This is a genomic window from uncultured Rothia sp. (assembly GCF_963544205.1).
Lineage (GTDB): Bacteria > Actinomycetota > Actinomycetes > Actinomycetales > Micrococcaceae > Rothia.
Genome location: NZ_CAUUDY010000005.1, coordinates 73557 through 89146, shown reverse-complemented (window position 1 = coordinate 89146; position 15590 = coordinate 73557). Strand labels below are relative to the sequence as shown.

Below are 15590 nucleotides of genomic sequence, written 5' to 3'. Positions count from 1 at the left end.
GCGCCTGTCAGGGACTCGCACAATAACCTCGCAAGGAAGAGAAGCAGGTGTTTTCGTGACCTTCTTTGGACGCACCCCCGCAGCAAGCCCTGAATTTACCCCTCCGGCAACCGTACAGTCTATTGCGGTGCTCGGCGCCGGTAGCTGGGGCACCGCTTTCGCTAAGATTGCGGCGGACGCTGCCCGTGAGCGCGGCGATGACACTCGTGTGACCCTCATCGGTCGTGATGAGCAGGTGATGGCTGAGTGCGAGCGCACCCGCGAGAACGCCCGCTATTTTCCGGGAATGAAGCTGCCGGATAACATGCACTTCACGGCGGATGCCCCCGCGGCGCTTGCCGGTGCGGATATGGTGGTTCTTGCCCTGCCCGCGCAGGTTCTGCGTTCGCAGCTGCAGAGTTTCGCCCGCTATATTGAGCCGAACGCCATGCTGGTGTCTTTGGCGAAGGGCCTGGAGACCGGTACGGGTCTGCGCATGTCGCAGGTCATTACCGAGGAGCTGGAAGAATCCATGGCTCTGCGCGGGGCTGATGTGCGCGCGATTGGCCATATCCCGCACCGCGTGTGCGTGCTCTCGGGTCCGAACCTGGCGAAGGAAATCATGGGGGAGGAGCCTACCGCCTCCGTGGTTGCGGCTCGTACTCTGCCGGTGGCTGAGGCTGTGGCTCACGCGATTGCGTGCGGTTACTTCCGCCCGTACACCAACACGGATGTGGTTGGTACCGAAATCGGCGGCCTGGTGAAGAACGTGATTGCGCTCTGCGTGGGTATATGCGAGGGCCGTAATTACGGCGATAACTCGAAGGCATCCATTATGACGCGCGGCCTGGCGGAGATTACCCGCCTGGCGGTGGCGTTGGGTGGCGAGGCTGCGACCATGAGCGGTCTTGCTGGCATGGGCGACTTGATTGCGACTTGCTCTTCGCCGCTGTCTCGTAACCATACGGCGGGTCGTCTGCTGGCTCAGGGGATTACCCCTGACCGCCTGCACGAGCACATGAGCCAGACTGCTGAGTCGATTAAGTCGGCACCCGTGGTGGCTGAGTTGGCTCGCCGCCACGGTGTGGAGATGCCCATCGTGGAGGCTGTGGTGGCGGTGCTTTCGGGCCGCATCGGTATTGAGGACCTCGCCCCGAAGCTGCTGGGCCGCCGCCTCAAGCACGAGAGCCACTAGGTTTTAAAGCTTTTCTGGTGTGCTGGCGCCCCTTGATTCGGGTTGTGTGCCAGGACATACTAGAAGAAGATTGAATGTAGACATCCAAGGACGGATACCGTTGCGGAAACCTGCGCGTGAGAAACGCATCAGTGACCGCGACGGTATTCGTGCGTTAGGATTATTGACGCATTGCCGTTCCACCTTCCGGACCTGAGGGTAGGGGAACCTTGACTAGGAGAAATATATGACCGAGAAGAAGACCGTCGCCCTGCTGTGCGGTGGCCGCTCCTCCGAGCACCCGATTTCGCTCATTACCGCTGCCGGCGTTCTGGGCGCTATTGACCGCACCGCCTACGACGTCATCACTATCGGTATTACCCGTGACGGCCGCTGGTACCTGACCGATGAGCAGCAGCTCGCCGAGCTGACCGCTGGCACTCGCGGTACCGCAGAGTTCCCCGCGGGCACCCAGCAGGTATTCCTGCCGATGGGTGCCGGCGATTCCCGCCTGACCCTGGTGGATGCTGAGGGTAACGTGACCCGCACCGCGCCGGTGGACGTCGTCTTCCCGCTGCTGCACGGCCCCTTCGGTGAGGACGGCACCGTGCAGGGTCTGCTGGAAATGGCTGACCTGCACTACGTGGGTTGCGGCGTGACCGCATCCGCTGTGGGCATGGATAAGCACTTCATGAAGGTTGCCTTCGAGTCCGCTGGCCTGGAGGTCGGCCCCTACGAGGTTGTCACCAACCGCCAGTGGGAGCACGAGGATCGTGAGCAGATTCTTGACCGCGTGCTGAAGTTGGGCTTCCCCCTGTTCGTGAAGCCGACCCGCGCGGGTTCTTCCTTCGGCATTACCAAGGTGGATTCGGTGGAGGAGCTTGTGCCCGCGATTGAGGAGGCACGCCGCCACGACCCGAAGATCATTATTGAGGCGGGTATTGTGGGCCGCGAAATCGAGTGCGCTGTGCTCGATGGCCACCACGGCGAGATGCCCCGCGCATCCTACCCCGGCGAAATTGAGGTTGTGGATGAGGATCACGGCTTCTACGACTTTGAGGCGAAGTACGTTTCTGAGTCTTCCGCTGTGACCGTGTGCCCGGCGAACCTGCCGCAGGATGTGCAGGACCGCCTGCGTGAGCTGGCTGTGAAGGCGTTCCTGGCGCTGGACGGTGAGGGTCTGTCTCGTGCGGACTTCTTCTATACCGAGGACGGCCGCCTGGTCATCAACGAGGTGAACACCATGCCCGGCTTCACCCCGATTTCGATGTACAAGACCATGTGGGAGAATACCGGCATTTCCTACACCGACCTGATTAGCGAGCTGCTGACCCTGGCGATGGAACGCCCCCTGGGTCTGCGCTAAGCTCAGTCATTGAATACGTAGTGGTAGGGGAGTAGCTCCCTGCCGCGAGGTGCCCCGGCGCGAATTTTTGAGGGATTCGCGCCGGGGCGCTTTTTGCGCAATGAGCAAGTTTATGTCTGCATGCGGGGGAGCAATTGGTACGCATTGACCCTCAGATGTATATGAGAATCGCTCGATTTTCACCCATGAGAAAAATCACTTGCATCCACCTTGAGGCTACTTAAATGGTGGAGTGCAAGTTCTAAAACGACCTCGATAAGGTAAAACGTAATTCTGCGCATAAGTGTATGAAATGATGCTTCTAGGCAATGAAAAGATGCGGTCGATGGTCGTTGCACATCTTGAAGCTCAAAGAATGGTATGAAAGCGCTAAAATGAGTAATGAAGAAAAAGTCGATTCGGTAGAATAGATGAAGGAATATCCAATCTGCCCTAGCGATTGGGTATCTATTCACTCACAACGTATCAGAAAGTCAAGGACAACCTTTGGGAAAACGAAACCGTAAGGTGGTCTCTGCGAGTCTGGCGACAGCACTGGTTGCTTCCGGAACCCCATATGTAGCCTCATTTGCCCAAGATGTGCAGGAGGCGGCTTCTCAGGTTCCTCCCAATCCTGTCGGCACCGCAGGCCAAACCTTGGACCCCACCGCAACCGCGGCATCTTCCTCTCAGACGGCAGTACCCACGCTCGCAACCGTGAGCGCATGGCCCACCGCCCAGGGGGACAATAAGACTGACAATGCGCAGGCCGAGCCCACCGCTCAGCCTAGCGCTTCTTCGAGCGCTCAGCCCACCGCTAGTGCTGAGCCTTCCGTGAGCGCTTCACCTACTCAGGATGCTACGCCCAGCCCGGATGCTACTGCGCAGCCCACCGCTTCTGCTAGTGCGACTGCAAACCCGACGGCTACCGCTGAACCTACCGCTACGCCGACCGTAGCTCCCAGTGCCGAGCCGAGTGTTGCCCCTACCGCAACTCCGACGGTTGAGCCGACTGTAGCTCCGACTGCGGAGCCTACGGTCCAGCCGACGGCAGAACCTACTGTTGCTCCTACTGTGGAGCCCACTGCGGAACCCACCAAGGATGCGACCCCTGAGCCCACTCAGGATCCGACTCCTGAGCCTACTAAGGACCCGACCCCTGAGCCGACTAAGGATGTAACCCCCGAACCGACTCCGGAACCCACTCAGGATCCGACTCCCGAGCCGACCCCTGAGCCGACCCAGGACCCCACTCCGGAACCGAATCCGGAGCCCACTCCTGAGCCGACCCAGGATCCTACCCCGGAACCCACTCAGGACCCGACTCCTGAGCCGACCAAGGATGTAACTCCCGAACCGACCCCGGAGCCTACTCAGGATCCGGTCGTTCCGGCCCCGGTTCAGGATCCGACTCAGGAACCCTCCAAGGAAGCTAAACAGGAACCGTCCACTGAGCCGACTACCGAGCCGACCAAGGATGTAGTCATCCCCGTGGTTCCGGTAAATCCTGTGGTTCCGTCAGAGGATAACAACGACAGTTCGGGCTCCAAGTCGGTTGCCCCGATTGAGACTGAGCCTGTTGCTCCGATTCCTCCGGCGAACAACCCGGTGACCGTTCCCGGAAACCGTCAGGAAGCCTCGGAAGAAGATGTCATCATCTCCATTGAGCTTCCCCGCCCGAGTGGTTCCTCCAGCTCTTCATCATCGAGCTCTTCGCCGAGCAGTAGCTCCTCGAAGGACAAGACCGACGATGACGACGATGATGATCCGTTGCGTTCCGGCGGCACCACCCTTGGACGAATCGCAGCCAATAACGGCTCGCAGGACTCCATTCCGGGTGCGGCAGACTGGGTCGCTGGATACCTCTCGCGCACTAAGGGCGACGAGGACCATACCACCGGTGTAAGCCCCTCGAGCTCCTCGAGCTCCGCATCGGCTTCGAAGTCGCCCAGCTCCTCCACCTCGGCTAGCGCCAGCCGCTCCGCAAAGAGCGTGGCAAAGGCTGACGGAGCTAACGTCTCCCAGGAGCAGGCCGTGAAGAACGCGGACGCGGACGATTCCGGACTTTCCGGTATTGCACCGCTGATTCTCTTCTCGTTGATTGGTCTGGTGCTGATTGCTCTGGCAATCCGCTACTTCAGCCGCGGAGCCTAAGGCGAACATAACGTGTAAGAATACGCGATAATAGAGGATGTGAATCCTCAGACTTTTAGCGAAACGCGGGACAACCCCATGCGAGAGACTCCTCTCTCGAAGCTGGGCGAGTCCCGCGTTCTGCGCGCTTTTATGCCGATTATTAACGCCCACAACGAGCAGGTTGCCGCAGTGGCACGCCAGGCGGGGCATATCGAACCCCTCGACGTGGGTCCCGGTGACGACTGTGCCGTCCTCGCCGCGCCCGCGCCCGGCCAGCGTACCGTGGTCACCACCGACACTCTCGTTGAAGACCAGGACTTTATGAACCTCTGGCCCGGCGGTATCGCCCAGGTGACTGAGGGCGGCGAGTTTATTCTGGAACCCGCGCGCAGCAGCGGCTACGATGTGGGGCGCAAAGCCGCGACCCAGAACCTTGCCGACGTTGCCGCCATGGGTGCGCGCCCGGCAAGCCTTTTCATCTCCCTGAGCCTGCCCGGTAGCACCCCTTACGGCTGGGTTAACGGCTTCGCCCACGGCATTGTGGACGGAATCAACGCCTGCGGAGCCACCGAATGCGTGATTGGCGGCGGCGATATTGGCGACTCCACCGAAATGTCGGTGACCGTCACCGCCCTCGGCTACACTGATCGCGCCGTGCTGCGCTCCGGCGCCCGCCCCGGCGACACCATCGCCCTGGCGGGTCGTACCGCCTGGTCTGATGCCGGTCTGCGCCTGCTGCTCAACCCGCTCTCTCTACCCGCCACGGCACTGTTGCGTGCCATTGCCGCAGGCCAGGATGTAGAAGTAGCTCTGGATGCGGTGGGTCAGGCGTGGGCTGAGAAGCAGGCTGAAAAGCATACCGAAAAGCAGGGGCAGGAGCAGAGCGAAGGGTCGGCTGTTGCTCTTCCCGAGGGGCTCATCGAGCTTGCCCGCACCATCAGCCCGGAGGATGCCGCGCAGATGCTTGCCGTTTGCGAGCGCGCCGTCGACTCGCAGCACCACCCGGTCAGCCCCATCCCCGCCGGTGAAGTGGCACGCCAGCATAAGGCAAGCTCCATGTTGGATCTCTCCGACGGGCTCGTGAAAGACGCCGGGCGAGTTGCCGCCGCCTCCGGGGTGCAGATGCGCCTCGACCGCGCCGCCGTGGATGCGTTCGCCGAGCCTCTGCTGCCGTTGGCGCGCCTGCTGCTGGTGATTGGTGAACGCAATGAGGCGGGGGAGAGCCCCGCATCCCTGGCGCGTACCTTTGTGCTGGTTGGCGGAGAAGATCACGGCCTGCTGGCGACCTTCCCCGGCGATGTGCCGGAAGAGTTTGTGCCCCTGGGAACCTGCGTTGCGGACGCCCCGGAGCGCGGCCTGAGTGCCGAACTCTACGGTGCCGAGCGCCGCCACAATGCGGTGACCGGCGCGGCGGTCGTCATGGACGGCCGATCCCTGGACGGCATGGGCTGGGAACACTACGGGGCTTCCGCGTAGGAGCTTCACCGAGTGCCGCGAGGTGCGTGCGGTTTATATGTTTAGTCCGTGCTTTCAGCCCGCGGGATAGACGACGGACAATACCGTACATTTAACCGAAATTGCCTAGAATAGAAGTACGAAACAGGTTAGATTCAGCCCGTGCTGCGGGCAGTGCAGAGCGCCGAGAACTAGCCGAGAACCACGTGAAACTGAAGCAAGGAGGGTAGCGTGAACGCAGAACAGAACCAGCGCACCGAAGAACGCGAGATTTACCGCCGCGCCTGCGTGCGCGCCTACCGCTTCGGTGTAGCGTGGTCCACCGCCGCCCGCACCACCATCGAACGCTACCGCGAGGCGCTCAATGAGCTCAATGGGTTCCCCGTGCCCGATAAGGACACCGGCTCCAATATCGCCCACACCCTGCTGACCCTGACCGAAGAGTTTGAGCGGGGCATGGAACAGGTTCTGCCCAACGGAGATCTATCCAACGGGGAAAAATCGTACGCGCCGGAAGCAGAGCCGGCGGAAAGCCCCGAGGAAGAATCCCTCGCCCACCTGTGGGTTCAGCTCGGTGATATTTACGAGCACGCGATTATGCGCGCATCCCGCGTGGCGCGCGGCAACTCCGGTACCTTGCTTTGCGCCTGGGCGCTGGAGGCGGTGCGTAGCTACTGGTTCCTGCCCGGCAATCTCTCCCAGGAGCTTGGTGAGGCGGCTGTCGAGTTGCCGCTCGTGCGCGCCCTGGAGGCAGACTACGAAGCTGTGATTGCTGGCGGCTCCCTGCCGAAGCATCGTGAAGTGAAGCTGGAGTACGCCTACGCGGAGGCGCGCGCGATGGCGTTTGCGGCTGAGCGTATTTGCGCCAGTGTGGGGGAGCAGATGGTGCCCTCCACGATGCTGTCGGTCATGGTGGAGCTCGCCCGCCTGGACGCTCATTACGATGCATCGCAGGACGCAGAAGTTGCCGATGAGGCACTGAAAGAGCGTCGACGTGCGCTGATGCTTGCCGCACTGGAACGTACCGCGGACTTCCCGCCCTCGCCCGAGCTTGCCGGTTTCGTTGATGCCGGCGCGCTCGGCTTCTACCTTGCCGTGGTGCACTCCAACCCGCGCTGGGAGGGCGCAACCCTCAGCGAGGCGCAGGTGGAGTCCATGCTCCGTGCGCCCTCTGCAGCTGGTTCTGTCGCGCGGGCGGCTTCTGCGGCAGGTTCTGAACCTGCCGAGCACGCAGAAAGTGAGGGGGAAAGCGGCTGGGAGCTCATGGGCACCCTGACCTGCGAGCCCCTCGCCCTGGCGCAGCTGCGCCCCGAACTTGAAGCTATGGGCGACAGCCTGCTCATTACGCCCCTGGACATGGCGGCTGGACTCTGGGCGCTGCACGTGCACGTTCCCGAAGTCGACCCCGCCCGCAAGCTGATTATGGGCTACGGTCAGTGGTCGGATGAGCGTATTTCCTCCCTGGCAGACGGTCGTCACGCCGACCACGCGTGCGGTGCGGAGGGCGGCGCATGAGCCCCGCCCGACGTTCCGTGAACCCGCAGCAGGAAGCCCTGGACTTGGGGCTTCCTGAGCCTGCTCCCGCCAAAACTAAGCCGACAAATACTAAGCCCGCGAAAGCTGAGGCAGCGCAGAGTGAGCCCGTAGATTCTGAGTCCGTAGATTCAACGGTTGTGGAGCCTGCCCGTGCCGCCTCTGCGACCCGTGCTGATTCTGCGACCCGAGCTCGGCAGTGGAAAAAGGATGCGCCGCTACTGAGCGATGAGCAGCTCCGCACCACCGCCGAGCTGACCGTGCGTGATCTTGCCGCCTACGCCCGAGGCGAGGTGAGCCGCGCCGAGTTGAGCGAACGCGCGGCACAGCGCGCCAGCGCCCCCTACCGTAAGGCACTCAAGGCCCTCAAGCATTCGCTGGGTCCCGCCGCGCACACCATGACCGATGACGCTCTCTACGAGCTGGTCGATATTGCTTTGGCGGCGCGGCAGGCGGCGCAGCCGGGAGCGCCTCAGACTGAGGATCCCGCCCAGAGGAAGTCAACCCGCAGAGCGCCCGCTCAGAAAGCGCCCGCGCGGAAGAACCCTACCCAGATGAAGACGGTTCAGAAGGCACCTGCCCAGAAAGAACTAGTTCAGAACGAACCGAGCCCGCAGGAGAATGAGACTCCCGTGCGGGCTACTTCGGCGCGCCCGCAAGAGGCAACGAAGGCGAGCGAAGAGGGTGAGCAGAAGCCTGCGCAGAAGATGCCTGATGCACAGAAGAGCGTGCCCGAGGTAGAAGCTGAAAAGCCCGCGACCCAAAAGGTAACAGCGAAGAAGACCGCTCCCGTTAAGAAAGCAGCCGCCGCTCAATCTGCTACCGCTAAGAAGACCACCAAGAAGGTGCCGGCTGAGCCCGCCAAAGAATCGGACACTTCCAAAGCCCCGGCGAAGAAGGTAGCTGATTCCAAGACCACTGCGCAGAAAAACCCAGCGCAGAAAACTCCGGCAAAGCCGAAGACCGCTGCGCCGAAAAGCCCTGCGAAGAAAGCTTCCGCGAAGAAGACAGCTACTAAGAAAGCTGCGGCTGAGAAGCCCGATGCAGCCTCCGCATCAGCCGCTGCGGAGGCTAAGAGCCGCGCCCTGGCGCGCTACGCCTCCGAAGACCGCATCGAAAACGCGCCGCTCAAAAAGTACCTGCCCGCGCCCAGCGCCAAGGCAATCGCCACGCATCTGGATCTGCACACCGTCGGGGAGATGCTCGAATACTTCCCGCGCAAATACCTGCCGCGCGGTGAGCTCAGCTCCTTCGCCGAACTCGTCGAAGGTCAGGACGTCACCATCATTGCCCGCGTGGTGCACGTGAGTACCCGAACCATGGCGGCGCGCCGCGGCAAAATCACGGAAGTGACCATCACCGACCGACTCTCTGACGCCACCGGGCAGGACGCGCCCGCAGGTTTTGGTGCTACTGGTTACGGTGCTTCTGGCTTCGGGGCTGGCGGTCCCGTATCCGTGGTTCCCGGGCGCGCTAACCGCCCCGGCTCCTCTGCTACGCCCGCGCAGAGCTGGCAGGCGACCGGGATGCACAACCCGCGCATCAACGCGCTCGCTAACACTCGCCCGAACGCCGCCACCCAGAACCCTGCTGCCCAGACTCCCGCAGCACAGGGCAGGGGGGCGCAACCCGCCTCCTACAGCGGCTACGCAGACAGCTACGGCCAGGATTCGTTTGGCCAGGATAGTTTCGCGCAGGGAGGCCTCTTTGGCGTGCCCGCACCCGGCCCCGGTGCGACGAACTCGGGTGCGCTCATCGGCTCGCAGATGAAGCTCTCCTTCTTCAACGCCTGGACCGCCGCCCGCGAAATCCACGAGGGTGAAACCATGATGTTCTCCGGCAGGGTCGGCATCTACCGCGGCGAATACACCCTCACTAACCCGCACTACGCCCTGCTCTCGAAGGATGCCTCCGGCGCGGATGTCACCGACGCCGCCACTGCACCCGTGCCCGTCTACCGTGCCCCCGTGAAGTTGCCCACCGACCGCATTAGCGGCTACATGGCGCAGCTACTCGAAAAGGTGCCGCTCAAAGAGCTCGAAGACCCGGTGCCGTACACGATTCGTCGCGCCCGCAAGGTGCCGTCGCTGGAGTGGACGTACCGCGCCCTGCACACCCCCGACTCGGAGGACACCTGGCGTGCCGCGCAGGCGCAGATGCGTTACCGCGAGGCGTTCGTGCTGCAGAGCGCGCTTGCCCGCCTGCACTCGGTGCGTGCCGCGCATCTGACTCAGCCGCGCCCCGCCGTGGAGGGCGGCCTCGCCGATCAGCTGCTGAAGGTTCTGCCCTACGAGCTGACCGAGGGGCAGAAGAAGGTGGGTGCTGAGATTGCCGCCGACCTGTCGAGTGAGTCGCCCATGAACCGCCTGCTGCAGGGTGATGTGGGTTCCGGTAAGACCGTGGTGGCTCTGCGCGCGATGCTGCAGGTTGCCGATGCGGGTGGTCAGTCCGCGATGCTCGCCCCGACCGAGGTTCTTGCCGAGCAGCATCTGCGTTCGGTGCTGGACATCCTGGGTGATATGGCGGCGCCCGAGGACTCTGACGGTTCTGCCGATGGAACTCCCGCGGGGAGCGGGGAGGAATCCGGTCGTGTGCGCGTGCGCCTGCTGACCGCCTCCATGGGTACCCGCGCTAAGCGTAAGGTACTGCAGGAGCTCGCCGACGGCACCGCCCAGATCGTGATTGGCACGCACGCCCTGCTCTCTGACGATGTGCGCTTCCACGACCTGGGCCTGGTCGTCGTGGACGAGCAGCACCGCTTCGGCGTGGAGCAACGCGACGGCCTGCGCGGTACCGACGGCGCCCTGCCGCACCGCCTGGTCATGACCGCAACGCCCATTCCGCGTACCGTCGCCATGACCGTGTTTGGCGACCTGGACGTGTCTGTGCTTGACACCCTGCCCGCGGGTCGACAGAAAATCTCGACCCACGTTGTGCCCCTCGCTGAGAAGCCCGCCTGGGCGTCCCGCCTGTGGAGGCGTGCCCGCGAAGAAATCGACGCGGGCCACCAAATGTATGTTGTCGTACCCAAAATTGGGGAGGACGGCGACGGCATGGAGGAGGGCGCGGCGTTCTTTGGCGCATCCAGCCTGAACGGTGCAGGCGCGGGTAACTCAGCCCAGGGCTATTTCGGTCAGGGCGGTAGCGCCAGCAGCGACGGCAAGGTTCAGCTGACCTCGGTCGCCTCCATGTATTCCTACCTGAGCGCAGAGGACGCCCTCGTCGGCGTGCGTATCGGCACCTTGCACGGCCGCATGGACCCGGCGGAGAAGACCGCTGTCATGACCGCTTTTGAGCGCGGTGAAATTGACCTGCTCATCAGCACCACCGTCATTGAGGTGGGCGTGAACGTCCCGAACGCCACGCTCATGATCATCATGGACGCCGACCGCTTCGGCATCTCGGGCCTGCATCAGCTGCGCGGTCGTGTGGGTCGCGGCGGCTACGCGGGCACCTGCCTGCTCGTCACCCGCCAGGAGGAGGGCGGCGTGTCCCGCGAGCGCCTGGATGCGGTCGCCTCCACCACGGACGGCTTTGAGCTCTCCCGCATCGACCTGGCGCAGCGCCGCGAGGGTGATATTCTGGGTGCTGCACAATCGGGTTCGAAGAGTACCCTGCGGTTCTTGCGGGCGCTCGCCGATGCCGACATTATTGAACGTGCCCGCGAGGATGCCCGTTCGGTGGTGGAGAAGGACCCGACGCTGGCTAAGCATCCGTCGCTGGCGCGTACGATTGACCGTGCCCTGGATGCTGACCGTGAGGCGTTCCTCGGCAGGGGATAGGCGTCCGATAGGGGAGAACGCCCGCCCCCGCCCGCCAATCTGCCTTGCCTGCCCCACCGCTCGCTAAAACCGCCGCTAAACTGTGGCTTCAACACACCGCACTAGCTAAGAGGAGAGACCTATGAGCCGTATTATTTCCGGTGCCGCCGGAGGCGTTCGCCTTGCCTCGGTTCCGGGGGATAATACTCGCCCCACCACCGACCGGGTGAAGGAATCCCTCTTCTCCAAGCTGGAGAGCTACGACATTATTCGCGGCGCCCGCGTGCTGGACGCCTTTGGCGGCTCGGGTGCGCTGGGCTGCGAAGCGCTCTCACGCGGTGCCGCCTCCGTGACTCTGCTGGACACCTACCCGAAGGCTGTTGCGGTGATTCGCAAGAACGTTGCCGCGGTGGAGAAGGCGATGGGCCGCAACGCTACCGGTTCTGCCGCGCGCGTGCAGCAGTCGCAGGCGCTGACCTACGTGAAGTCCGCCTCCGGCCCGTGGGACCTGGTGTTTGTTGACCCGCCCTACGCCATGCCGAACGAACAGGTCAGCGAGCTGCTGGAGGCGCTGACCCCCAAGCTTGCCGAGGGCGCCGTGGTCGTGGTGGAACGTTCTTCGCGCGATGCGGAGCCGGTGTGGGGCGAGGGCCTGTACTGTTTTTCGACCCGCCAGCACGGTGAGACGGTGCTCTACTACGTGGAGCCTGACGAGGCGGAGGAACAGGCAGGCGACGAGCCCAGCGCGAACCCTGAACCCGGCGAGGATGCTGAAGAGCTCGCCGCCTAACTTTCCCCCTAAGCTTGCGCTCGCGCAACCCTGCGCTTGCGCATCACCCGCGAGCTCAACCCCCTCTAACCCGCCCGCATCTACTCATTCCAACCTCTGATATTTATTCGTGAAGGGACCGCCATGATTGCCCTCTGCCCCGGATCTTTTGACCCCGTGCACCACGGCCACCTGGAAATCATTGCCCGCGCCGCTCAGCTCTTCGACGAGGTGATTGTGGGCGTGGCGCACAATAGCGCCAAGAAGTACCGCTTCTCCCTGGAGGAGCGCGTGCAGCTGGTGCGTGAGTCTCTGCAGGAGCTCGGCATTAAGGGCGTGAGCGTGGAGCCGATTCCGCCGGGCGTGCTGCTTGCCGAGTACGCGGCGGAGCGTGGCGCGAAGGTGCTGGTCAAGGGCCTCCGTTCGGCGACGGACTACAGCTATGAGGCTCCCATGGCGAGCATGAACCGTCACCTGGCGCAGGTTGAGACCGTGTTCCTGGCGGGTGAGGACCGCTACGGTGCGGTGTCCTCGACCATTATTCGCGAGGTGGCTTCGCTGGGTGGTGACGTGACTCCCTTCGTTCCGGAGGCGGTCGCCCGCGCCCTGAAAAACGCCTAGTAGAGAGCCCACTAGGGAACCCGGCAAAACCGGCGGGCGCACCCACCTGACATGCCCGCACCACCGACCGGGCGCTTAACTGCCCCTGTAGTAACCCCGGCCGGCCGGTTAAGCGCCGCGCGGCGCCTCCTTAAGGGGATATTTAAGAGGTGAGCGCCACTTAAAGAGATTTAAACGGTGCTTAATCTTGATTAACGGCGCGAATGACCCCTAAAATGGGACTTTGGTTTATACATTTCGTAAGGAGAAACGCCATTTCACGTGCAGACGCATCGCCGCTGGTGGTATCGGTCACTAACCTGATTCACCGCCCCGGCACCATGGAAACTCTCACTGAGGTTCTGCCCGCACCGGCAGACCTGGGTAACACGCTCATCGGCGTGGAAGAGGGTTCGGATATTGACCTCGATATTCGTATGGAGTCTGTTGTTGATGGTATCCTAGTTACCGGCTCCGTCGTTGTGGATGTACACGGCGAGTGTAGCCTCTGCTTGGATCCGATTGATTACGAGATGTCGGCCAATATTCAAGAGCTTTTCGTCTTTGAGAAGGCCCCGGCTGGCGGCCCCGAAGATGAAGTAGATGAGCAGTACGCCGTTGAGGATGATTCGATCGACCTTGAACCGGCACTGCGGGACGCAGTAATCCTTCAACTGCCGTTCCAGCCTGTTTGTAGGGACACCTGCCAGGGTCTGTGCGCCGATTGCGGTGCGCGCCTGGAGGATGACCCCGGGCATCATCACGAGGTGTTGGATCCGCGCTGGTCGGCCCTGCAGGGCCTGCTCGGCGCAGATACCGAAAACTAAATTGTTGTTACTAGAGATTGTGAGATAGCTGTGGCTGTTCCCAAGCGCAAGATGTCCCGCGCTAACACCCGCGCACGCCGTTCCCAGTGGAAGGCATCCGTGCCCCAGCTGGTTAAGACCGTTGAGAACGGTCGCGTGACCTACAGCCTGCCCCACCAGGCAAAGGTTGTAACCGACGCTGCAGGCAACGCCCTGTTCCTGGAGTACAAGGGCCGTAAGGTTGCAGACGCCTAAGAAGCGGTGAATCCTTATGACTGAATTTCCTAGTGTTGATACTAGGGAGTTGCGTAAACGTCTCGGGGTCGATATCGACGCCGAGACGTTTTTGCTATCCCTAACCCACCGCTCCTACGCCTTCGAGAACCCCGGGGTGGAGCATAACGAGCGCCTGGAGTTCCTGGGCGATTCGGTGCTGTCCCTGGCGATTGCTGAAGAAGTGTACCGACGCTACCCCGAGCTGCCCGAGGGTGAGCTCGTAAAGCTGCACCACGTGGTGGTGTCGACGGTGGCGTTGGCGAAGGTGGCGCGCGACCTGGACCTGGGCAGGTACATCCTGCTCGGTAAGGGCGAAATCCACACCGGCGGTGCCGATAAGGACTCGATTCTTGCCGACACCATGGAGGCGATCTTCGGCCTGACCTACCTGGAGTGCGGTCGCGAAGCTGCCCGTGACCTGGTGCTGCGCCTGATTGCGCCGCTGCTCGATGATGAGAAGGTCCTGAACTCTGGACGCGACTGGAAGACCGAGCTGCTGAATCTCGCTACCGCCCGCGGTTGGGGAGACGTGCGCTACGAGGTTACCGGTGAGGGCCCCGATCACGCGCGCGTGTACACTGCGGTTGCTATTGTGGCGAACCAGCAGACCGGTACCGGTGTGGGTCCGAGCAAGAAGGAGGCGGAGCGTCTTGCCGCCGAGCAGGCGTACCGCGTTCTGGTGTAGGCCCGCCGCATTACCCGCGGGCCGTTGAAGGGAGAGAACCCATGCCCGAACTGCCCGAGGTAGAAACCGTTCGTGCGGGTATTGCCGACCATTCGTTGAGCCGCCCCGTGCGGTCGGTGCGCGTGGTCGATGCCCGTTCGCTGCGCAGGCACCTGCCCGGCCCCGTCGACTTCGAGGCGGCGCTCACTGGCAGGGCGCTGCGCGGTGCCTACCGTCGCGGCAAATACCTGTGGCTGACCCTGAGCGAGACGGACGGCACGCTTGCCGATGAGGCGCTCGTGGTTCACCTGGGCATGAGCGGTCAGCTGCTCGTGCGCGATGAGCCGCGTGAAGCTTCGGAGAGCGATTCGTGTAATGATTCGGAGGCCCGCGCGGCGTTTGATGCGGAGCCGCGGCACCTGCGCGTGGCGCTGGAACTGGGCCCTTCGAGAGCCTCCAGCACCGGGCAGAAGCTCCTCTTCGTGGACCAGCGCATCTTCGGCGGCATGTTCCTCAGCCCGCTGGTACCGGACGTACCCGCGGCGGTTGCAAGGAATGAAGTAACACCGGGTGAAGTACCGGAGCGCTTTCTGGTACCCGAGGCGGTCAAGCACATTGCCCGCGACCCGCTGGATGAGTTCTTCGACCCCGCGGCGGTGCGCCGCAAGTTTCTGCGCACCTCCAGCGGCATTAAGAAGGTGCTGCTGGATCAGTCGGTAATCTCCGGCGTGGGCAATATCTACGCTGACGAGGCACTATGGCGTGCGCGGCTGCACTACGCGAAGCCCGCACGCACCCTGAGCGCCGCGCAAACCCGCGACCTGCTGGCGGCAGTGACGGACGTGCTCCGCGAGTCCCTAGCGGCTGGCGGCACGAGCTTCGACGCCCTGTACGTGAACGTGCTGGGCGAATCGGGCTACTTTGAGCGCTCGCTGAATGCCTACGGGCGGGCGGGGGAGCCCTGCCACCGTTGCGCGGAGGCGGGCCGCACCTCCCTGATGGTGCGCGAGCCGTTCCAGAACCGCTCCTCCTATCGTTGCCCGCACTGCCAGCGAGCGCCGCGCTCTCGATAGGTATAGGCACAGGCTAGGT

General features: G+C 63.0%; 12 protein-coding genes. All 12 read left to right on the top strand.

Annotated elements, in window-relative coordinates; all coding sequences use genetic code 11:
• The first annotated feature begins 55 nt into the window (after positions 1-55).
• On the top strand, positions 56-1174 hold the full coding sequence (locus RWZ58_RS04345) for an NAD(P)H-dependent glycerol-3-phosphate dehydrogenase (protein ID WP_314657674.1): 1119 nt from the start codon (positions 56-58) through the stop codon (positions 1172-1174).
• Between the two features lie 226 nt (positions 1175-1400).
• Positions 1401-2519, top strand: a complete 1119-nt coding sequence (locus RWZ58_RS04340) for a D-alanine--D-alanine ligase family protein (protein WP_314657672.1) — start codon at positions 1401-1403, stop codon at positions 2517-2519.
• A 636-nt stretch (positions 2520-3155) separates the two neighbouring features.
• Positions 3156-4652, top strand: a complete 1497-nt coding sequence (locus tag RWZ58_RS04335; protein ID WP_314657670.1) for a hypothetical protein — start codon at positions 3156-3158, stop codon at positions 4650-4652.
• 78 nt (positions 4653-4730) lie between these two features.
• Positions 4731-6110, top strand: a complete 1380-nt coding sequence (locus RWZ58_RS04330) for an AIR synthase related protein (RefSeq protein WP_314657668.1) — start codon at positions 4731-4733, stop codon at positions 6108-6110.
• 210 nt (positions 6111-6320) lie between these two features.
• Entirely contained in the window at positions 6321-7604 is a 1284-nt protein-coding gene (locus RWZ58_RS04325) for a Dak phosphatase (protein WP_314657666.1), read from the top strand.
• Positions 7601-11404 (top strand): helicase-related protein, encoded by a 3804-nt coding sequence (locus tag RWZ58_RS04320; protein ID WP_314657664.1) that lies wholly within the window; start codon positions 7601-7603, stop codon positions 11402-11404. Before RWZ58_RS04325 ends, RWZ58_RS04320 begins: the two co-directional genes overlap by 4 nt.
• A gap of 121 nt (positions 11405-11525) precedes the next feature.
• Positions 11526-12173, top strand: coding sequence for a 16S rRNA (guanine(966)-N(2))-methyltransferase RsmD (gene rsmD, locus RWZ58_RS04315; RefSeq protein WP_314657662.1), 648 nt, complete (start codon positions 11526-11528; stop codon positions 12171-12173).
• A 123-nt stretch (positions 12174-12296) separates the two neighbouring features.
• Complete coding sequence (gene coaD, locus RWZ58_RS04310) at positions 12297-12773, top strand: pantetheine-phosphate adenylyltransferase (RefSeq protein WP_314657660.1); 477 nt, start codon at positions 12297-12299, stop codon at positions 12771-12773.
• 203 nt (positions 12774-12976) lie between these two features.
• The gene (locus RWZ58_RS04305) at positions 12977-13579 is read left to right on the top strand and encodes a DUF177 domain-containing protein (protein WP_005505654.1); all 603 of its coding nucleotides are present in this window, start codon (positions 12977-12979) and stop codon (positions 13577-13579) included.
• A gap of 30 nt (positions 13580-13609) precedes the next feature.
• Positions 13610-13813 carry a 50S ribosomal protein L32 gene (gene rpmF / locus RWZ58_RS04300; protein ID WP_005505656.1) on the top strand — a complete coding sequence of 68 codons (204 nt, stop codon included), beginning with the start codon at positions 13610-13612 and terminating at the stop codon, positions 13811-13813.
• A 16-nt stretch (positions 13814-13829) separates the two neighbouring features.
• Positions 13830-14519 (top strand): ribonuclease III, encoded by a 690-nt coding sequence (gene rnc / locus RWZ58_RS04295; protein WP_298593089.1) that lies wholly within the window; start codon positions 13830-13832, stop codon positions 14517-14519.
• A 41-nt stretch (positions 14520-14560) separates the two neighbouring features.
• Positions 14561-15571 (top strand): bifunctional DNA-formamidopyrimidine glycosylase/DNA-(apurinic or apyrimidinic site) lyase, encoded by a 1011-nt coding sequence (mutM, locus tag RWZ58_RS04290; protein ID WP_314657658.1) that lies wholly within the window; start codon positions 14561-14563, stop codon positions 15569-15571.
• The last annotated feature ends 19 nt before the right edge of the window (positions 15572-15590 follow it).